Origin of the sequence: Corynebacterium sp. HMSC073D01, from assembly GCF_001815555.1 — a bacterium.
Lineage (GTDB): Bacteria > Actinomycetota > Actinomycetes > Mycobacteriales > Mycobacteriaceae > Corynebacterium > Corynebacterium glucuronolyticum.
Genome location: NZ_KV821082.1, coordinates 45887 through 64119, shown reverse-complemented (window position 1 = coordinate 64119; position 18233 = coordinate 45887). Strand labels below are relative to the sequence as shown.

At 62.6% G+C, this 18233-nt stretch carries 20 protein-coding genes and 2 pseudogenes; 5 read left to right on the top strand and 17 right to left on the bottom strand.

Going from position 1 to position 18233, the window contains the following annotated elements; translation table 11 throughout:
* Nucleotides 1-14: 14 nt before the first annotated feature.
* The 8 genes from HMPREF3044_RS10825 to HMPREF3044_RS10790 form a co-directional block, all read right to left on the bottom strand.
* Nucleotides 15-2147, bottom strand: coding sequence for a glucose PTS transporter subunit IIA (locus tag HMPREF3044_RS10825; RefSeq protein WP_371326124.1), 2133 nt, complete (start codon nt 2145-2147; stop codon nt 15-17).
* 260 nt (nt 2148-2407) lie between these two features.
* Entirely contained in the window at nt 2408-3136 is a 729-nt protein-coding gene (locus tag HMPREF3044_RS10820) for a hypothetical protein (protein WP_070741598.1), read from the bottom strand.
* 9 nt (nt 3137-3145) lie between these two features.
* Nucleotides 3146-3769: a mismatch-specific DNA-glycosylase gene (locus tag HMPREF3044_RS10815; RefSeq protein ID WP_070741595.1), complete on the bottom strand. Its 624-nt coding sequence runs from the start codon at nt 3767-3769 to the stop codon at nt 3146-3148.
* A gap of 85 nt (nt 3770-3854) precedes the next feature.
* Nucleotides 3855-4859, bottom strand: coding sequence for an L-lactate dehydrogenase (locus HMPREF3044_RS10810; protein WP_005393625.1), 1005 nt, complete (start codon nt 4857-4859; stop codon nt 3855-3857).
* A 30-nt stretch (nt 4860-4889) separates the two neighbouring features.
* On the bottom strand, nt 4890-5744 hold the full coding sequence (locus tag HMPREF3044_RS10805) for a P-loop NTPase family protein (protein WP_070741592.1): 855 nt from the start codon (nt 5742-5744) through the stop codon (nt 4890-4892).
* Entirely contained in the window at nt 5741-6385 is a 645-nt protein-coding gene (locus HMPREF3044_RS10800; RefSeq protein ID WP_070741589.1) for an energy-coupling factor transporter transmembrane component T family protein, read from the bottom strand. Before HMPREF3044_RS10800 ends, HMPREF3044_RS10805 begins: the two co-directional genes overlap by 4 nt.
* Entirely contained in the window at nt 6382-7113 is a 732-nt protein-coding gene (locus HMPREF3044_RS10795) for a hypothetical protein (protein WP_005388655.1), read from the bottom strand. The genes HMPREF3044_RS10800 and HMPREF3044_RS10795 overlap by 4 nt, the downstream gene beginning before the upstream one ends.
* A 42-nt stretch (nt 7114-7155) precedes the next feature.
* Complete coding sequence (locus HMPREF3044_RS10790) at nt 7156-8046, bottom strand: nucleoside hydrolase (RefSeq protein ID WP_070741587.1); 891 nt, start codon at nt 8044-8046, stop codon at nt 7156-7158.
* A gap of 19 nt (nt 8047-8065) precedes the next feature.
* Between HMPREF3044_RS10790 and HMPREF3044_RS10785 the strand changes: the two genes are divergently transcribed.
* Nucleotides 8066-9019, top strand: coding sequence for a Sir2 family NAD-dependent protein deacetylase (locus tag HMPREF3044_RS10785; protein WP_005388651.1), 954 nt, complete (start codon nt 8066-8068; stop codon nt 9017-9019).
* On the opposite strand, the gene HMPREF3044_RS10780 is transcribed toward HMPREF3044_RS10785, so the two are convergent.
* From HMPREF3044_RS10780 to lysS, 3 genes are read right to left on the bottom strand one after another with little or no spacing between them, the layout of a single operon-like run.
* On the bottom strand, nt 8994-9215 hold the full coding sequence (locus HMPREF3044_RS10780; protein ID WP_005388649.1) for a type II toxin-antitoxin system Y4mF family antitoxin: 222 nt from the start codon (nt 9213-9215) through the stop codon (nt 8994-8996). The genes HMPREF3044_RS10785 and HMPREF3044_RS10780 overlap by 26 nt on opposite strands.
* The gene (locus HMPREF3044_RS10775; RefSeq protein ID WP_070741583.1) at nt 9205-9771 is read right to left on the bottom strand and encodes a hypothetical protein; all 567 of its coding nucleotides are present in this window, start codon (nt 9769-9771) and stop codon (nt 9205-9207) included. Before HMPREF3044_RS10775 ends, HMPREF3044_RS10780 begins: the two co-directional genes overlap by 11 nt.
* Nucleotides 9772-9813: 42 nt before the next feature.
* Nucleotides 9814-11358, bottom strand: coding sequence for a lysine--tRNA ligase (lysS, locus tag HMPREF3044_RS10770; RefSeq protein WP_070741580.1), 1545 nt, complete (start codon nt 11356-11358; stop codon nt 9814-9816).
* 128 nt (nt 11359-11486) lie between these two features.
* Between lysS and HMPREF3044_RS10765 the strand changes: the two genes are divergently transcribed.
* Nucleotides 11487-12368, top strand: coding sequence for an SPFH domain-containing protein (locus tag HMPREF3044_RS10765; protein WP_070741577.1), 882 nt, complete (start codon nt 11487-11489; stop codon nt 12366-12368).
* Nucleotides 12368-12592, top strand: coding sequence for a type II toxin-antitoxin system antitoxin (locus HMPREF3044_RS10760; protein WP_005388639.1), 225 nt, complete (start codon nt 12368-12370; stop codon nt 12590-12592). Before HMPREF3044_RS10765 ends, HMPREF3044_RS10760 begins: the two co-directional genes overlap by 1 nt.
* On the opposite strand, the gene HMPREF3044_RS10755 is transcribed toward HMPREF3044_RS10760, so the two are convergent.
* Both HMPREF3044_RS10755 and HMPREF3044_RS10750 read right to left on the bottom strand, forming a co-directional pair.
* A complete protein-coding gene (locus tag HMPREF3044_RS10755) occupies nt 12552-13085 on the bottom strand; it encodes a hypothetical protein (protein WP_070741574.1) in 534 nt (177 codons plus the stop codon). The genes HMPREF3044_RS10760 and HMPREF3044_RS10755 overlap by 41 nt on opposite strands.
* Nucleotides 13086-13087: 2 nt before the next feature.
* Entirely contained in the window at nt 13088-14041 is a 954-nt protein-coding gene (locus HMPREF3044_RS10750) for a DUF6779 domain-containing protein (RefSeq protein ID WP_070741571.1), read from the bottom strand.
* Nucleotides 14042-14114: 73 nt separating this feature from the next.
* On the opposite strand from HMPREF3044_RS10750, the gene HMPREF3044_RS10745 reads away from it, so the two are divergent.
* Both HMPREF3044_RS10745 and HMPREF3044_RS10740 read left to right on the top strand, forming a co-directional pair.
* Nucleotides 14115-14792 carry a pantoate--beta-alanine ligase gene (locus tag HMPREF3044_RS10745; protein WP_070741566.1) on the top strand — a complete coding sequence of 226 codons (678 nt, stop codon included), beginning with the start codon at nt 14115-14117 and terminating at the stop codon, nt 14790-14792.
* A gap of 144 nt (nt 14793-14936) precedes the next feature.
* Nucleotides 14937-16067: an HNH endonuclease signature motif containing protein gene (locus tag HMPREF3044_RS10740; RefSeq protein ID WP_070741563.1), complete on the top strand. Its 1131-nt coding sequence runs from the start codon at nt 14937-14939 to the stop codon at nt 16065-16067.
* Nucleotides 16068-16163: 96 nt separating this feature from the next.
* On the opposite strand, the gene HMPREF3044_RS10735 is transcribed toward HMPREF3044_RS10740, so the two are convergent.
* The 4 genes and pseudogenes from HMPREF3044_RS10735 to folP form a co-directional block, all read right to left on the bottom strand.
* On the bottom strand, nt 16164-16625 hold the full coding sequence (locus HMPREF3044_RS10735) for a DUF3180 domain-containing protein (RefSeq protein WP_005388634.1): 462 nt from the start codon (nt 16623-16625) through the stop codon (nt 16164-16166).
* Nucleotides 16622-17023 (bottom strand): annotated as a pseudogene (folK, locus tag HMPREF3044_RS13685) (2-amino-4-hydroxy-6-hydroxymethyldihydropteridine diphosphokinase); the annotation flags it as partial. The pseudogene folK and the gene HMPREF3044_RS10735, both read right to left, overlap by 4 nt.
* A gap of 24 nt (nt 17024-17047) precedes the next feature.
* Nucleotides 17048-17401 (bottom strand): annotated as a pseudogene (folB, locus tag HMPREF3044_RS13680) (dihydroneopterin aldolase); the annotation flags it as partial.
* On the bottom strand, nt 17394-18233 hold the full coding sequence (gene folP / locus HMPREF3044_RS10725; RefSeq protein WP_070741557.1) for a dihydropteroate synthase: 840 nt from the start codon (nt 18231-18233) through the stop codon (nt 17394-17396). The gene folP and the pseudogene folB, both read right to left, overlap by 8 nt.

Here is an 18233-nt window from a genome sequence, read left to right as displayed (position 1 = left end):
ACATGGAGTCGTACCTACATCCTTACTGAGAGTACAGGTTCACCGGCCTGAACTGCGTCGGATGAGGTCTCCGTCACACTTTCTAGTGACTTCGAGTTTACAACCGTAACGATGACAGTGGTGTCGAAACCAGCCTTGGTGACGGCATCGAAATCGACGGTGGCAAGAGTGTCGCCAACATTGACGCGATCCCTCTTTTCCACTTGGGGGGTAAATCCCTCACCCTGCATCTTCACCGTATCGATGCCGATGTGGACGAGAATTTCCACGCCATCGTCTGTTTTAATGCCGTAGGCGTGCCCGGTCTTGGCCACCGAGATGATCTTGCCCGAAACCGGAGCAGCTACGGTTCCGTCCGTGGGGACTACCCCTACCGCTGTGCCCAGCGCGCCTGCCGCAAACGCCGGATCCTTCAGATCCTTTTGCGAAATAACAGTGCCCGAAACCGGAGCGACGACGGTCACATCTTCCTCCGCTGGCGCTCCGGAAGATGCAGAAGCGGGCGCTCCGGAAGATGCAGAAGCGGACGCCTCAGCGGACGTACCGGCAGAGGAAACGGCGGTTGCACCAGCACCCGCGCCGACGGCTGCGGGAACTGCGGCGGGGGCAGTATCGGTGTCCGCGTACGTCTCGCCACCCTCGTAATCGACCTCGAGGCGCTTGCGGAGCTCCTCACGCTCCTCTTTGTTGAGGTAGTCGGTGAAGTAAATGGCGGCGAAAGCCGTGAAGAAGGCGACAGCGACAGCGATGGCATACACACCCATCGGCTTGAACACCGGGATGGTGAGCAGCGAGGTGAACACGAACGCGTTCGTGGTCACGCCGTTAGTGGCAAGGCTCAGGATGGCGATGGTGAGGCCACCGGCGAAGCAGCCCACGAGCATGCGCGGGTAGATCCGCTTGAAACGCAGGTGGATGCCGTACAGGGACGGCTCGGAAATACCACCCATGAGGCCGGCAGCAAGGGCGGAGCCTGCGGTCTGCGTCATGACCTTGTCGTGGTCACGCATAGACAGGGCGAGCACACCGGCAGTGGCGCCGAAGCAGGCGAAGTTCCAGGCACCCATCGGGCCCTGAATGAAGTCGTAGCCCAGAGTATCGATGTTGATGAGCATGAGGGCGTTGAGTGGCCAGTGCAGGCCCAGCGGAACGAGGAACGGGTACAGCATCGGGATGAGGATGGCGAACACGAACGGGGCGTTGCCATTCAGCCACGCCAGGCCCGTACCGATGATGTTGCCCAACCAGATGCCAAACGGACCGATGAGGAATGCGGTGATCGGCATGACAATCACGAGGGTCAGGAACGGCAGGAACACGATGTGTACCGAGGAAGGAATGACCTTCTGGAAGAAGCGGTATACAAGTGCCGCGACGGCAGCCATCATGAGCGGCACGAACACGTTGCCGCCGTAGTTATTAAGCAGCAGCTTCATCCCCAGGATCGGAATGGAGCAGGTCTCCGTACCCAGGGCGTCATTGGTCACGCATGTGGCAGCGGGGTTGTCCTGCAGGCCCATGAACTCAGGTGTCATGAGTGCGAGCATGATCGCCGCAGAGACCCACGGGTCGATCTTCAGACGCTTACCTGCGTTGTAAGCCACCATGACCGGCAGGAAGTAGAAGACGGAACGCCACATGGCATCAAGGAAGAACCACACCGGGGCCTTGTCCTCGGAGCGGGTATCGACCACACCGAAGGCCTCCATCACGGCGGTGAACGCAATGACGAGCGACGCGCCGAGGAGAATGCCGATGATCGGGCGGAACGAGTCCGAGAGGAATTCGAAGAAGTTATCCAACCAGGGGAAGCGGCCCTTGCTCTTGGCGCGGGCCTCAGCCTTGACGTCGTCGTTGGAACGCTCCCCACTCTTTCCGCTGTTCCCGCTGGTGGAGCGGTTCTGCATCTCCGGTAGGGCGGTGAGCGCGTTGTACACGTTCGGAACGTCGCCACCGACGATGACCTGGTATCGGTCACCACTTTGGGGGACAGCACCGAGGACTTTTTCGTTCTTTTCCAAACGATCCTTATCGACGATGGAGGCGTCGTTAAGTTCGAAGCGCAGGCGCGTCGCGCAGTGCGTGACGGCGAGGATATTGTCCGCACCGCCCACGCCAGCGAGGATATCCGCCGCCGCGTTCTTCATTGTCGTAGCCACTTACATTCTCCTTCGATCGTGACTAATTAATGTGGACGCATGAAAAAAGACCCGAGGTTTAACAAACCGCGCACACGAAAAAGGTGTGCGTTTTGTTAAACCTCAGGTCTTGCCTCAATACGTTTTACCGTTTAAGTAACAACCCTGACGTGTTGTTATTTGTTTCAGAAATTGACCCTACACCTCACAAGCTGATTTGAAAAGTCAGTTATGTCACACCCGGTGAGCGTTAACGCTCATGCAGGCTTTTAGTGCGGGTACACGCCGGAAAGCAGCCACAGCCCGCCGTAGATGGAGACAAGGGGCTCGGGAAGCTCTGGGGTGGCGACTTTGCAGTTAAAGAAGTCCTCCCGTGTCATGACCAGGGGCTTGTACTCATTGACGAGCACCTTGTCGGGCCCCAGGTGCTCAATTTTCGATTGTGCCGTCACCCGTACCGGCATGCCGGTCAGACTCCTGCCCTCACCATCGGTGTAGGTGTAAGCGGCCAATGGTTGCGATGGTCCGTTACTGCCGCTTGGCGGGTATGTGTTGGATTCGAGAGACCACCCCGGTGGCAGAGTGGGCGGAAATAGCCGCGCGGTAAAGGGCTCGTTTGTTTCGCCTGTTCGCACCCACACCTGAGCGTTTGAGCCGAGTGGCTGCTTGGCTTCCACTCCCGTGGCTGGCCCCTCGAAGTTCGTCACCACCAATGTGTCCGCATCGGTCCCGCAGGGCTGGTACAGCAGTTCCGTCGCGCCGTCGTCCGCGCGGGCGACACCCACCCGGCCCTCAATCATTCCCGGGGTATAGATGAGAAAACTGTACCCGTGGTTGAATGGGATTCCCGCCCAGATAAAGCCATAGCAAACCCCAATGACCAGCGGTATAGCCATGAGAAACCAGGCAAACCGCGTCAGCACCTTAGCCACACGCGCGGGCACAGTGTCCACACGCGCGGACGCATTGCTCGCGCTAGTTTTTTGGGACGCACTCATAGCCTTATTTTATTCCATCACACCCTGCCACTTCTCGGCCAACGAATCGATCGTCTCGTGCGCGTTGAGGCCACTCGGTTGCGGCACCACCCACAACTCCACGGTGGCGGGCCATCCCTCGGGGATAAACTCCCCTTCCTGCCTTCCTAGCTTCGCCTTTGGCTTGCGGAAGGCCTGCCGGTGGGCGGTGATGCCGACAATGGCCACCTTTTCGGGTTGTAGCTTTTCGACGAGTCGGAGCACCCCCTGCGCGCCCTCACGTAGTTGTTCGGCGGTGAGCTCCGAGGCCTTCGACGTTGCCAAGCCAGAAACGAAGTTGGTGATGCCGATGCGACGCTCCTCCAGCATGTGAAGGTCATCGTCTTTTAAGCCCCGTGAGGCATCCACCTCGTAGGGAGTGAGCCCCGCGCGGTAAAGCGACGGCCAGAATCGGTTCCCTGGATGGGCAAACGGCGCGTTGACGGCGGCAGTCCACGGGCTGGGGTTCACCCCGACGATAAGGAGTGCGAGCCGCTCCGTTTCCCCCTCGACGGGGAGGAGATCGTCGACGGGTTTCCTTCGGAAGCCCGCAAGATCGACTCGGGTGGGTTTGGCACCAGACAGTGGGGAGGGACGTCGAGAAGCAAACTGCATATTTCCACGTTAACGCGAAAAGGCCAGTGCCTAAAAGGCGCTGGCCATTTAACAGTTTGACGTAGTCAAACTTGACGAAGTCGAACTACTTAAACTCTTCGTCCATGATTTCGCGGAGCTGCGTTGCGGACTTGTCAAAGAGCTCCTTCTCGTGCTCGTCGAGGTCGAGCTCGATGACACGGTTGACGCCACCGCGGTTAATAATCGCCGGGGTGCCGAGGTAGATATCGCTCTGGCCGTACTCACCCTTGAGCAGGGCAGAAACCGGGAGTGCGACGTACTGGTTCTTGAAAATGGCCTTGGTCAGGCGGGCAAGGCCCATGCCAATGCCGTACGAGGTAGAACCCTTGGCGTCGATGATGTCGTAGGCGGCGTCGCGGGTCTCGTGGAAGACCTTCTCAATCTTCTCGGCGTAGCCTTCCTGGCGATCAGCATAGGCACGAAGTGGAACACCGGCGATGTTGGCGGTGGATACCACGGGAAGTTCAGAATCGCCGTGCTCACCGGCGATGTAAGCGTGGATGGAGGACGGGGAAACGTGGTGCATCTCGCCCAGCATCCAGCGGTAGCGGGCGGTATCAAGGATCGTGCCGGAGCCGAAGACGCGCTTTGCCGGCAGGCCGGAGAACTTCCATGCACCGTAGGAGAGAATGTCCACCGGGTTGGAGGCAACGAGGATAATGCCGTCGAAGTCGTTGGCCATGGCGGGCTCGATGATGGACTTCAAAATCTTGAGGTTCTTATCCACAAGCTGCAGGCGAGTCTCGCCGGGCTTCTGGGCGGCACCAGCACAGATGACGAGCAGGTCAGCGTCGGCGCAGTCCTCGTAGGAGCCGACGGTAACCGTCGTGGAGCCACCGGCCCACACGGCGCCGTGGTTCAAGTCCATGACGTTGCCCTTGAGGCGCTTCTCGTCGATATCGATCATCGCCAGGTGATCGACGGTCCCCTGGTTAACCAGTGCGTAGGCGTAGGCCAATCCCACATCGCCTGCACCAACGAGTACTACCTTGTTCGTAACTTGCTTTCCCACGAGCTCTCCTTGCGGTAAGTTTTTGCTTATTTCCGGTTTTGTCCGGTCGGGCATCATCTTAGCGCTTCTCTTACCCGCACGCTAGGGCTAGCGCAAAATTGTGATCGTTTCGACACATGCGTACGTCTCAACATCTGTGGCAAAACGTTCATCATGGCAGGCTAAAACGACCGCGATACCACGCGCGAGCGCACCGGCGAGAAGCGCGTGGATCTCTTCCCAATGGGCAGGGCCGATGCCCGCATCCGGTTCGTCGATGAGCATGTAGGGCGCGTCCGTCACCGCTTTTACGGACACGACGCGCTGCTCCCCCAGCGACAAATCGAGGGGATGCGGCCCCTCAACGCTCTTCCGCGCGAGGATGAGCTGCGCCTCCGGGAACTGCATGGACAGCGGGGCGCGAAGGGCGCGGGCAAGCCTGCGCAGCGTGGTGGATTTCCCGGCACCGTTGGGGCCGACCAGGCGCGTCACGCCACCGGCAGTGAGCGGGATCCCTTCCCGCTCGATCCGCGCGCCGGATGGTTCCACTCGCTGCGGCAGCGTCCGCAGGCGATCCGAGAAGTCCAGCCAGTGGACGGTCTGTGGGGTCGCTTCGCACGCCGCCCGCAACCGCTCCACGGCCTGCTCCGCAAGCCCCGCCATCGGTGTGATCAAACCGATTTCTTTTTCCCCGGAGGCGAGGAGGCTGGCGACGGCGACAAGGCGCGTCTCACCGCCCGACAGGTGCCGTGGGTCCCTTTCCTGCAGGTGCTCGATTCCCAACGCGTGTGTCAGCGTGTCGACGCGCTCCCGCATGTCTGCTCGCGTCTCACCGCGCTGCTCCATCGGGAGGGCAATCTCCTCGGCCACGGTAGCGCGCAGGCCACTGAGCACCGGGCGGGCACCAACTGCGGGATACGGCGGGCGCGGAATATCCCCGTCGTACCAGACATAATCGATCATCCGATTGCTCCCTTCACCACCACGGCAATAAGCGCCACCGCCGGCAGCGGAAGCGTCCACCACGCACGGGGCGGCACCGGGGCGTACATGGTGCGCGGCCCCGGTCGGTCTATCGCCAGGTGGGTGAGCGCCGTCGTGCGCTCCGTCGCCCGCACGAGGAGGAGCGTGATAACCGCCGTCACCACCGTCCGTTTCGGTGCTTTCATTCCGCTTAGTTCGGCGGCTTCACGGACCTCCGCCAGTGCGCGCTTCCCCTCCGGCAACACCGCGAAGGCGGAACCGACAAGGTAGGCAAGCCGCGGCGAACCCGCCTGCTGGATCGCCTTCACCATCTCCTCCACCCGCACGTAGCGGGCCACCGCAAACACGCTGGCTACGCACGCGGCAAAGCGGGCGGTCAGGGCTCCGGTTGCCACCACGCCCTCGACGGTCATGAGCGGGGCGATCGGCGTCTGACCGTGCGGGGCGTGAATGACGAGGAGGGAGAGGGCCATCGGGAGCGTCACCAGGAGCGTCTTCCCCCACGCACGGCCCACCGATGCCGCCACGATGGCAACAAGAACGGAAAGCCACCACCGATTTGTGCCGAGGACGACGATCCACGCCGTCGCGGCCAGCGACGCTACCGAGAGCGGATTCACCGCGCGGGCTTCACAATCGATGCTGGCAGCGCCTTCACGATCCCCCACACGACGAACAACACGACGATTTTATCCAGCGGGTCACTGATCATCGACTGCAACGTCACCGACTCCAGCAGCGAATTTCCCATCGCCCGGAAAGCGGACACCACCGCACCCGTGCCCACACCGGCGGTACCTCCGTAGACGAAGGCCGCCACAGGCGCGGACAGCATGCCCACGATGATGCCCATGACGGCACCGGCCGGGATGATGCGCCACGGGTGCTCGAAGCTCTTGAACTTGTGGATGGCGAGGCCAGCAAGCAAGCCCGTCAGCCCGGACCCGGCGGCAAAGGGCAGCGCCATCGGGTTAAAGACACCCCACACGACGCTCGTCAACGCGCCCGTGGCCAGGCCGGCGGCGGGACCGGCCAGCGCCGCCACAAGCATCGTCCCCACCGAATCCAGGTACAGCGGCAGGCCGGTGGACCCCACGATCTGGCCGACAATCATGTTGATAACCAGCGCCACGGGAATGAGCCCGAGTTCGCGGGCGGTAAGCCGCGGAAGGATGCCGGCGATGAGGAGGACGGCCCCGCCGACGTAGCCCACGAGCGTCACGATCGCCTCCGTCGACCCGCCGATGGATTCCCAATCGGTCGGGCGGGTGAGGACGAGGAAGAGCCACGTCGCCGCGATGACGAGGGCCCCGGCCCAGATGAGGATGGTGTTTTTGGTTGTAGACATACGGCCTCCAATGCGCGTGAGTAATGCGAAGGGGCCCCTATGTCACCTCGGGGCAATCGAATCGAAGAATACCCTATGTGCTTCCTCGTAGTCCACGCCGGTCAGCACCCGCACGGGCAGGCGGCCCGCCTCCGGGTGTGCCACCTGCGTCACCGCGCCACGGTCTGCGCCCGCGTCCACCGTCAGTGCCACCTCCTCTACCGCGTAGTCCACGGCGTCGCACGCGATCAGGCAGGTGAGCAGATCATGGATCTGCGCCGTGTAGCCGATGCCATGGGACTCGTGGAACTCCCAGTAGAACCGCATGATCTCCGGGAGCGCGGCACCGACCTCCCCGCCCAGTGCCTCCGCGATGGGCGTGAGCCGCGCCGGGTCGATGCGGAACCCCTCGGTCACGTTCAGCGGGCACAGCGTCACCCGGGCGTGGGGAGGGAGGTGGCCAAACACGTCCTCGGCGGCCTCGGGGTCCACCCAGATGTTCCACTCGGCGTGATCGGTTGTATTTCCCGGGTAATCGATGGCCCCGCCCATGATGGTCAGCTCCTCAATGGCCGCGTACCGTTCGGGGCAGCGCTCGCGGAACCGGGCGAGGTTAGTCAGGGGACCTGTGACGATAAGCTTCGACCCCCACAGGTCCTCCCACGGCCCTGGGTGCAGCGTGCCCGGTGTCGGGTGAACGTAGCCGAGGCCGTACTCACCGTGGGTTTCCGGAGTGGTGATGAGCTCCCGTGCGATGGGGGCGGGTTCCCCCGGCGCGACGGGGACCGTGGGCCCACCTAGGGCGTCGAGAAGCCAGCGGGCGTTCGTGGCCGTTTGTGCCGTGCCGACGTTCCCACCCGTGGTGGTGACGGCGTCTAGCTGCCCGGTCCGCTGCATATAAATCAGCGCGAAGGCATCGTCGATGCCGGGATCACAATCAAGAACAAAGCTCATAGCCCTACTCTTCCATACAATGGGCTGCGTGAGCACCCAACACTTCGACGACCCCGCCGTCCAACTCGCACACGACTCCGCCCTCAAATCCATCGCCCGCGTCGTCCACGAGACGGTGACCCCCACCCCACCTGCGCAGGCGCTCGCGTTCATCCTCCGCCAGCTGCGGGCCACCGGCTGCCTCGTTCTCACCGGGGCCGGGGTCTCCACCGACTCGGGGATTCCCGATTATCGCGGCCCCAACGGTTCGCTCACCCGCCACCGCCCCATGACTTACCAGGAGTTTCAGCACGACCCTGAGGCTTTGCGACGCTACTGGGCCCGCAGTTTCATCGGCTGGCGGCACATGGATGAGGCGCGCCCCAACTCGGTTCACCGCGCCATCGCCGCGCTTGAGGCGCGCGGCTTCGTCTCGGGGCTCATCACCCAAAACGTCGACGGCCTGCACACGCAGGCTGGTTCGCGCACCGTCATCCCGCTGCACGGCGACTTGGGCTCGGTGTGCTGCCTCACGTGCGGTCACCGGGAGAAGCGCACGCGATTTGATAAGCGGTTGGCGTCAGCCAACCCCGGATATGTGGAGTCCATCCACGTGGACACATCTATGGTCAACCCCGACGGAGACGTGGCGCTTAGGGACGAGGACGTCGCCGCGTTCCACCTCGCCGAGTGCGAAAATTGTGGCTCCACGAAGCTCAAGCCCGATGTTGTCTACTTCGGCGAACCCGTCCCGGCTAACCGCAAGGCCCGGGCGCGGGAACTCCTGGACAAGTCATCCTCGCTCCTCGTTGTGGGGAGCTCACTTGCCGTCATGAGTGGCTACACGTTCGTCCTCGACGCGCGGGCGCAGGGCAAGCCCGTCGCCGTGATCAACGGCGGGCCGGGGCGCGGGGACAAGAAGGCCGACGTGGTGTGGCGCACCGATGTGGCCAGCGCATTCGAGCAGATTAGTGCTGCCCTGGATGTCGCTTGACCTCCGTCAGGGTGAGGTCGAGATCGAGCGCCTCCAGCAGATCGATGAGCTTATCTAGGCGCAGGGACATCTTGCCGTGTTCGAGGTCGCGGATGAAGCGGTCGGACACGCCCGACCTCTCGGCGAGGTCCAGCTGGTTGATTCCGAGCTTGCGGCGACGCTTGCGGATGGTCTCGCCAAGATTGTTAATGCTCATGTTTCCTCCACGGGCGGTTTAGTCGGGGTTTGAGGGGCCGTACGGGGGCGGTGCGGCAGAAGCGACGAAGTTCCTCGTCGCTGGCCGCGAGAATGCCGTCCCAAAGAATAAAAGGCGTGGTGAGGGGCTCACCACCGAAGGAGATTCCAGCCTCACTGGAACCGATGGCAATCCCCGCGTCGCCGATGGACGCGACCTCGCTGCCCGCTGGTACCCCCTCATCGGCGGTGGTGAGGAACCCCGCATGAAGCGGTGGGTTGAGCCACGAGGAGGTGAGCGCGGTGTTGGCCAGCAGCAGCTGGGCACCCCGCGCGGAATCCCCGTACGGCTGAATCCGCACTGTGAGCCCGCTGGGTACCCCGGCAATCATGCCCTGCGACACGTCAGCGCTGAACCCGCTGGAATCCTCGACAAGCACGCAGCCATGGCGCACCACAACGTAGGTGGTCACACCGTGGCGGTACTGCGGTGGTTGGGTCAGGTCCCGTGACGCTCCTACCCACGGCCCGACACTCACCCACCCTGCCGAGGGAAGCTGGGTAAGAAGAGGTGCCATGCCCTCATTATGGCTTGTCGGGCCAAAGTTTGCTTGACGTACTTATTCCGGCTTCACGATCGGGAACAGGACGGTCTCGCGAATGCCCAGGCCAGTAAGGGCCATGAGGAGACGATCGATGCCCATGCCGTTGCCCGATGTCGGAGGCATGGCCTGCTCCATCGCGAACAGGAAGTCCTCATCAAGCTCCATCGCCTCGTCGTCGCCTCCGGCGGCAAGACGCGCCTGATCCTCAAAGCGCTCGCGCTGGATCACCGGATCGACCAGCTCCGAGTAGCCGGTGGCCAGCTCAAAGCCGCGGACGTAGAGGTCCCACTTCTCGGTCACGCCGGGCTTGGACCGGTGCTGGCGAGTCAGCGGCGAGGTCTCCACCGGGAAGTCGCGGACGAACACCGGGCCGTACAGCTGATCTTCGCAGAGGAACTCCCAGATCTCCTCGACAAACTTGCCGTGACCCCAGCCCTTGCCCTTCTCCAGGCCAATGTGGTCGGCGATGGCCTCCAGCTCTTCTACAGAAGAATCGATGGTGACCTCCGGCTGGCCGGGGAACTTGCGGGCCAGCGCCTCGTTCAAGGAGGGATACATCTCCAGCGTCTTCCACTCGCCGCCGAAGTCGTACTCGGTGCCGTCGACAAGCGTGACGGTGGTGGAACCGAACACCTCCGTGGCGACGGACTGAATGAGGCGCTTAATAAGGTCAGCGCCGGTGTTGTAATCACCCCACGCCTGGTATGTCTCGAGCATCGCGAACTCCGGGGAGTGCGAGGAATCCACACCCTCGTTGCGGAAGTTACGGTTGACCTCAAAGACCCGCTCAATGCCGCCGACGACGCACCGCTTAAGGAACAACTCCGGCGCAATACGCAGGTAGAGGTCCATGTCCATGGCGTTGGAGTAGGTGACGAACGGGCGAGCAGCGGCACCACCGTGCAGCGTCTGCAGCATCGGGGTCTCCACCTCCAGGAAGCCCTCCGACTCCAGGAAGTTCCGCAGCGCGCGCATGACCTTAATACGCGTCAGCGCGTTCTTACGGGCCTCGTCACGCATGATCAGATCCGTGTAGCGGTGACGGATCCGCTGATCCTCACTCATCTCCTTGTGCGCCACCGGCAGCGGGCGCAGCGCCTTCGAGGCCATCTGCCAATCCGTAGCCATGACGGACAGCTCGCCGCGCTTGGAGGAAATAACCCGACCGGTAACAGAAATAATATCGCCGAGATCGACATCGGCCTTCCAATTCTTCAGCGACTCCTCGCCGACCTCTGCCAGCGAAATCATCGCCTGCACGGACGCACCGGAGCCCGCCTGCAGCTTGGCAAAGCACAGCTTGCCCGTATTACGGAAGAAGATCACACGACCGGCGACGGAAACAACGATATCCGTCTCCTCACCCACCTCGAGGTTCGTCGCCCCCTCCACGGCGGGCGCGTCCTCCTTGACCACGTGGTACTTCGAAACAAGGTCCTCGATGGAAATCGTGCGGGGAACCTCGACCGGGTACGGATCCCGGCCACTAGCTAGCAGGCGCTCGCGCTTCTCGTGGCGGATGCGCACCTGTTCGGGCAAATCATTCTTCACGTCAGTCATAGCACCATAGAGTACCCCACCTGCTGAAGGTTTCCAGTTCTAGGTGCACTTGCGTGATCGGCAAAACCGAGTTAATGTGATATCACATTCAAAAATTGATATCACATTCCGCACCGGAAGGACCCACTATGGAAACCGCCGCACCCACCGTCTCCGAAAAACCCGTCGGCCACGACGGCACCAAAGTCTCAATCACCGAACACCCCTCATGGGTCGCAGGCCCCGCAGCAGCAATCATCAACCTTGTTGTCATCATCGCGCTGCTCGTCGTGCCGCTCTTCACCCTGCCTGGACTCTTTATCCCGTTCGTCATCATCGCTGTCCTGCTCATCTCCATGTTCCGCATCATGTCCCCCGGCCACACGCAGGTCAACCAGTTCCTCGGCCGCTACGTCGGCACCAATCGGCGCACCGGCCTCAGCCTCGTCCCACCGCTGTGCACCACCAAGAACGTGTCCGTGCGTGTGCGCAACTTCGAGACCGCAGAGCTCAAGGTCAATGATGCCAACGGCAACCCGCTCAACATCGGCGCCATCGTCGTGTGGCAGGTCGCCGACACCGCCAAAGCCAGCTTCGCCGTGGAGGAGGTAGAAGAATTCATCCACTCCCAGTCCGAGTCCGCACTGCGCCACGTCACCACCAACTACACGTACACGCAGCTATCCAACTCCACCGACCAGATCTCCGGCGAGATCGCCAACGAGGTGGCCGCCCGCGCAGCACTCGCCGGCGTTGAGATCATCGAGGCCCGCATCTCCACCCTCGCCTACGCCCCGGAGATCGCCCAGTCCATGCTCCAGCGCCAGCAGGCCTCCGCAATTGTCGACGCCCGCGAAACCATCGTCGAGGGTGCGGTCACCATGGTGGAATCCGCGCTTGACCAACTGGAGAAGAAAGACATCGTCGAGCTAGACCCCGAGCGCCGCGCCCAGATGGTGTCCAACCTCCTCGTCGTCCTGTGCTCCGACAACCACACACAGCCCGTGGTGAACGCAGGTAGCCTGTACTAATGGCAAAACGCAAGGCCGTCCCGCTGCGCCTCGACCCCGCCGTCTACGAGGCAGTGGCGAAGTGGGCGGCCGATGACCTCGTAAGCGTCAACGCGCAGATCGAACGGCTGCTACGCGACGCACTGCGCACCAACGGGCGCCTACCTAAAAACGTGCAGCCCATCCCCCGCCGCGGCCGGCCCCCTAAAGCCCACGGCGAACAAGATCCAGGTGCTCAGAAATAATGCGCTCGGCAACGTCCTCCTGGCCGGTGACATCGAGGAGGATGCGGCGCGCGTCGGCGTAGGCATCCGCCGCCGTGTCGAGGGCGGCGGCGACGCGGCCGATGAGGGGACGATCCGCGTCGTCGACAACAATCGACACCCCACCCATCTCTGAGGCAAGCAGCGTGCCGATCATCGTCCCCAGCTCATCGACGGCAGACACACACCACATATCCCCCAGCGCGCCGAGCGCCACGCACAGCGCGCCGCGCACCTCCAGAGGATCGAGCACCTGCGCGCCCATGCGTGGGTCGGTGTGGACCACAACCTGACCGGGACGAATGAGGGACTCGAGGGAGGAAATGGCGTCGAAAAGCCCATCACCGCGGGTAGAAACAACGATGAGCGACGCATCCTCCGGGCGGGAAACCAACGTATGGTGCGTGCGGGCGAGCCCCTCGGCGACGTGCGGATCGGAGCCGATGTGGCAGACGCGCTGCGCGGGTGAAGCCACAACTACTTCTTCAGATTCTTGAGCAGATCAGCAACTGACACGCCACCCTCGCGGTCATCCGCGCGCCGACGGCCGTGACCCGAGGACCGCTCCTGGGCCTCCGGAACCGGCGGAATCTGGGCGGTCTGGTCAGACTTCGCCGTAACAATGTCCTCAATATCGGGCGCGTGCCACTCATCATCCGCGGCCACCGGATCCGTCACCGGAGTCCAACCACCGAAACGACGCGGCTCGTCCTCCTTCCGGCGACGGCCGTGGTACGACTCCTCCTCGACTGCAGGTTCCTGCAGGAAGTCGAACGAATCGTCTTCCTTGCGGCGACGCCCATGATACGTGTCAGCAGACTCCGACGGCTCAACATAGGAACTCGACGGCGGCGTCCACGACCACGTCGGCTCACTCTTTGACTCCTCCGCAGCGTGCCCCGCCGTGTGGCTGCCACCCTGATCCGGATCCGCCGTAACAACTTCGGCATCCTCTGCCTCCTCACGCGGCGGCTCCGGCGCAGGCGGCTCCGGCGGGGTAAAGGATGTCGAACCGATCTCCCGCAGGCGCGTGGCGGAGGCGGTGATGGAATTCGGCTCGTACTCGTACGTGCGGCCGGTGAGCTCCTCCAGCTGGGCGCGCATCGCGTCGAGCTGCTCGCGGATCGCGGCCAGCGTCTCGTCGGACTCCTCGGAACGGGCGATGGCCTGCTCACTGCGGGCGCGCTCCTCATCTGCACGCGCACGCTCCCGGTCAAGCTGATTTTCCAGCTCTGCGACGCGGTCGGCGTCGGCCTTGGATTCGCCGCGCATCTTCATGACAAGGAACGCGCCAAGGGCTGCGGCCCACAGTGCGGCAAGAACAGCGATTTTCTGCCAGGCATCGGAGTCCGAAAACATCATCAGGACGCTCGCCACGATAGCCAGCCCGATGAGCACCCAGAGAAAAACTTCACTGCCCTTGATATTCATGGTGCTTATGGTACCTTCCCCAGTCCGCGACCTGCGGTAGGTTCCCGGGCGCGCCCGGGTAGGCTTACACCCCGTGGAAACGATTACTGACCCCGCCCGCCTCGCCATGTACACCCGCGCCATGCGCAAAACCGCGCGCCCCGTCGTCCTCGTCCCCGATTCCGATGCCGGCCAGCAGGTGTTGATGCAGGCGGCGCGGCGGATCCCGCGGGCGGTTGTGGTCGGAGTTGTTTCGATTGCTTCCAGTGCGCCGTCAGGTGCACTTCCCGCTGATGTAGTCTTCGTCGACTCCACCCCCGCCCCTCATGTGCTTGTCGACGACTCCCCCTCCCTCACCCGCACCGTACGGCTCATCGGACTCGCCCACTGCACAGACATCATGGTCAGCGAACTCCACTTCGACGAAGTCCTGCGCCTCCAACAGACAATCACCGACCTCGCGCTTGAGGTCACCGTCCACACGCTGCCCACCCTCCGCGAACCCGACGGCATCGCACTCGCCCGCGTCAACGCCTTGCTTTCCGACGACGAAAGGCACGCAGCCCTCGCCCTCTCCGCAGCACTCACCGCCGGCGCCCACGAAGCACCCAAGGGGGACGACGCCGTCCTCGCCGCCGCGCGTGCCGTCTTCGACGTCGCCCCCAACATCACCCTCACTTCGTTGGAAATCCTCTCCGGCCGCCTGTTTGCGCGTGCCACGGTGGGCGAACACGAGCTTGTCGACACCATGGACATCCGCCTCAACGAATAAAACCCTCCCACGCTACCCTGCGTCCAGGTCCTGGCCCATGGATGCGACCTGGTCTGGGGATAACTTTTGGGACTGTGGGTGAGTTATCCACAGGTCCGTATCACCGCTCTTGACGTGTGTTGATTGTGGTTTATCGTCGGTGGCATGAACGAACTTTGTGCTATTGCTGAATTGCTTGCCCAGGCGATGACCGTCGCCGGGCAAGCGTTTGGCATGTCCCAAAAAGCACTTGTTCGCCTGGGCTACGATAAGACCACCGCCCACACCATTAAGAAACTTTCGAACATTTACTACGGGCGCGCAAGCGCCCCGCGGAGTCAGGAACGCTCCCGCGAAAAAGCAAAAGTTGCCGGCTGCTCCTTTGCCTCTCTGAACGCCATCGAACGATTTGTTGCAAAGCTTCCTAAGAAGTTCGCCTGGAAAATCCGTGAAGCCTTGGTCCCTTATGGTCGGGACATCACCGCAATTAACGCAGAAGGCGCTCGCCTCCTACAGACCTATCGCCAAGCTGACAACCCCGATAAGAAACTCACCTACATGTCTATCCCTAACTCCACGTTCGCAACGCTCACGTTAACTGCAGAGTCATCGCGTGTGAAGCAGATCTATGACCGGGCTCAGGAAACGGACACGAAATGTCCCGCTGACGGTTTAATCACGTTGGCGCTGGCAGCCAATGATGGCACGCTTCCACCGGCTGCGACAGCCTGTGTGATTATCGGGACGGATCTTCCCTTCACAGAAACTGATGATGGTGACTATGTTTTCTCGCTGACTAACGGTGCCACCATGACCTCGAAGGAATTATTCGAGGCAGAACTATCCAAAAAGGTAACCGGCGCTCTGGTTAATCCCTTGGGGCCGGAAAACTTTGGACTTTTTGACATCGAGTTTCCCCGCTTTGCTGATGGGAAGGAAAGGTTTTTCCAAGCGCTTCGCAACCCCGTGTGCGCGTGGCCGGGATGCGGCCAACCGGCCACAAAGTCCCAGATCCACCACATCAAAGCGTTCAAACACGGAGGCAAAACCACAACAGAAAACCTGATGGTGTTGTGCCCCTTCCACAACGGACGAAACGATGATGACCTGGATAAGCCCAAACATGGCCACATGGTCAGAATTGATGGGTTGGAGTATTGGCAGCCTGCCTTCGGCGGACCACTTCAGTTGAACATGCACCCGTGTGCCCAAGGTGGCGCCATACGAATAGCCCGAAGACAACTCGGCATCCCCATAGACCCGTCTCCACCAGGCATGGCATACGCACACGGATAACCCGACCAAAGTCGGGTCATCCGGCATGCCCTACTCCTTAAATCAGCCAAACAAGGGCGATCCAGATTGCAGCGCTAATGAAATCGCTGCCCATGATTACGCTCCTTCTGCCGAGGATGCCGGCGGAATGTGGCACCCGCGCTCAAGGTACAGGCCGGCGGCGGAGGCGGCAAGGCCACCGAGGGTGGAGACGATGACACCGGGCAGATCGTCGACAGCTGAGGCGAGGTGCAGGTTGAAGAGGAGGACGATGAGGACGCCGACGTAGGCGCCACCGACGATGCCGCCCGTCCAGGCGGATGTCTTGCCGATGACCAGCCACTGCGCCGCCGTCACCGGGTTGAGCTGCGAGCGGTCCTGTCCGATGTTGTCATCCTTCATCGCGCGACGCACCCGCCAACCCAAGTATCCGCACAGGGCGGCGATCGCCCACAGTGTCACGCTTGCTGCAGCGGAGAAACCACCGATCGCGCCGTAGAACCGCCACGTCAGGATGGCCGCTGCGGCGGCGAAGAATCCTCCGGTGGCGATGAGGGCGCGGATGTCGGTGAGGTTCATGGCAGCTCCGAAATGGGGGTTCCGTTCAATTCAGCGTCGGGTTCAATTTCTTCCCAGGGGCGCAGCACGAAGTCGCGCTCATGGGCATGCGGGTGCGGGACGATGAGTTCCGGGGAGGTGGACTCGGCGCCGTACATTTGCACCACATCAACGTCGAGGGTGCGCGGGCCCCAGTGGATCTCGCGGGTGCGGTGCGCGCACTTTTCCAGGTGCTGGCAGTAGCGCAAGAGACTCAGCGGCGTGCCGCACCAGGTGAGCTCCAGGGCGAGATTCAAGAAGTCGGGCTGTTCCACCCCGCCCCAGGGGGCCGTTTTGTGGATGGTGGAAACCTTCGTCGGGTGGAGACGATTCGTTGCGGATCGCAAGATCTCTTCGGAGTCGCCGATGTTGGAGCCGAGGGACAGGATGGCGCGGAAGGCGTTCTTGCGGTTGCGGCGGCGGACGACGGCGACGTCGGCAAAGTCGTGCGGGATCGGGGCGTGCGGCTTGTGCACGGTGACCTCGATGGCGTGCAGGAGCGGGAATGCGAGCATCGCCTCGTCGGCAATCAGGCCCGCGACGGTTTCGATGAGGTCGTAGGCGGGGCCGGTGAGGGTGCGGTAGGCAATCTCGGCGAGCTCACCGTAGTGGACGGTGTCCTCCACGTGGTCGGTGTCCGGAAACGGCAGCCAGCACGTGATGTCCACGGAGAATTCCTGGCCATCGCGCTTTTCGTGGTCGAAGACCCCGTGGTAGCCGGTTGCCTTAAGCCCGGTGAGCTCAATCCGATCAGCCACGCGGGTTCCTCCAGCGGGCTGCCACCTCGACGGCGTCGCGGGAACCGCGGACGCTGTGCACGCGGACGGCCCAGGCACCGTGGTAGGCGGATAGCGCGGAGACGGCGTGGGTGGCGTCGTCGCGGTCGACGGCGGTGTTCTCGTCGCGAGCGTACTCGGCGCGCATGTCGCCGAGGAAGCGCTTGCGGGACTGGCCGATGAGCACCGGGTAGCCGGTCTCCACGAGCTTCGGCAGCGCGTTGAGGAGCTGCCAATCCGCAAGCCGGGACTTACCAAAGCCCAGGCCCGGGTCGATGATGATGTTGTCCTTCTTCACGCCCGCGTCTTGGGCGCGGTGAACAAGTTCACCGAGGAGGCGGAGGACCTCGGCCACTACGTCCTTGCCGGCAAGCGTGTCGCCTGCGGCGTCGCCGAAGTTGGTCACGTCCCAGTGCTGCAGGATCACGGGCAGGCCCGTGTCGGCCATGGTGGCGAACATGTTGGGATCGGCCATGCCACCGGAGACGTCGTTCAAAATGGTCACGCCGGCCGAAGCGCTGGCGCGGGCAACGGCGGCACGCATCGTGTCCACCGAGGTCGCGATGCCTTCCTTGGACAGCGCCTCGATGACGGGCACGACGCGGGCGAGTTCTTGTTCCTCGGTCACGCGGGTGGCGCCGGGGCGGGTGGATTCGCCGCCGACGTCGATGATGTCGGCGCCCTGGTCCACGAGGTCGTGGGCGTGGGCGATGGCGCGGTCGAAGGTGTTCCATTTGCCGCCGTCGGAAAACGAGTCGTCGGTGACGTTCAAAACGCCCATGACGAGACAGCGGTCGGCGTTGAAAAGATCCAT

What these genes read in the sequence shown, in the direction of transcription:
- HMPREF3044_RS10815 (WP_070741595.1), bottom strand. Translation starts at nt 3,769, where the DNA reads ATGCAGTTTGCTTCTCGACGTCCCTCCCCACTGTCTGGTGCCAAACCC.
- HMPREF3044_RS10795 (WP_005388655.1), bottom strand. Translation starts at nt 7,113, where the DNA reads ATGTCTACAACCAAAAACACCATCCTCATCTGGGCCGGGGCCCTCGTC.
- HMPREF3044_RS10765 (WP_070741577.1), top strand. Translation starts at nt 11,487, where the DNA reads ATGGAAACCGCCGCACCCACCGTCTCCGAAAAACCCGTCGGCCACGAC.
- HMPREF3044_RS10780 (WP_005388649.1), bottom strand. Translation starts at nt 9,215, where the DNA reads ATGAGCATTAACAATCTTGGCGAGACCATCCGCAAGCGTCGCCGCAAG.
- HMPREF3044_RS10810 (WP_005393625.1), bottom strand. Translation starts at nt 4,859, where the DNA reads ATGATGCCCGACCGGACAAAACCGGAAATAAGCAAAAACTTACCGCAA.
- HMPREF3044_RS10790 (WP_070741587.1), bottom strand. Translation starts at nt 8,046, where the DNA reads ATGAGCTTTGTTCTTGATTGTGATCCCGGCATCGACGATGCCTTCGCG.
- HMPREF3044_RS10825 (WP_371326124.1), bottom strand. Translation starts at nt 2,147, where the DNA reads ATGAAGAACGCGGCGGCGGATATCCTCGCTGGCGTGGGCGGTGCGGAC.
- HMPREF3044_RS10760 (WP_005388639.1), top strand. Translation starts at nt 12,368, where the DNA reads ATGGCAAAACGCAAGGCCGTCCCGCTGCGCCTCGACCCCGCCGTCTAC.
- HMPREF3044_RS10740 (WP_070741563.1), top strand. Translation starts at nt 14,937, where the DNA reads ATGAACGAACTTTGTGCTATTGCTGAATTGCTTGCCCAGGCGATGACC.
- HMPREF3044_RS10820 (WP_070741598.1), bottom strand. Translation starts at nt 3,136, where the DNA reads ATGAGTGCGTCCCAAAAAACTAGCGCGAGCAATGCGTCCGCGCGTGTG.
- HMPREF3044_RS10775 (WP_070741583.1), bottom strand. Translation starts at nt 9,771, where the DNA reads ATGGCACCTCTTCTTACCCAGCTTCCCTCGGCAGGGTGGGTGAGTGTC.
- lysS (WP_070741580.1), bottom strand. Translation starts at nt 11,358, where the DNA reads ATGACTGACGTGAAGAATGATTTGCCCGAACAGGTGCGCATCCGCCAC.
- HMPREF3044_RS10785 (WP_005388651.1), top strand. Translation starts at nt 8,066, where the DNA reads ATGGGCTGCGTGAGCACCCAACACTTCGACGACCCCGCCGTCCAACTC.
- HMPREF3044_RS10750 (WP_070741571.1), bottom strand. Translation starts at nt 14,041, where the DNA reads ATGAATATCAAGGGCAGTGAAGTTTTTCTCTGGGTGCTCATCGGGCTG.
- HMPREF3044_RS10805 (WP_070741592.1), bottom strand. Translation starts at nt 5,744, where the DNA reads ATGATCGATTATGTCTGGTACGACGGGGATATTCCGCGCCCGCCGTAT.
- folP (WP_070741557.1), bottom strand. Translation starts at nt 18,233, where the DNA reads ATGGATCTTTTCAACGCCGACCGCTGTCTCGTCATGGGCGTTTTGAAC.
- HMPREF3044_RS10735 (WP_005388634.1), bottom strand. Translation starts at nt 16,625, where the DNA reads ATGAACCTCACCGACATCCGCGCCCTCATCGCCACCGGAGGATTCTTC.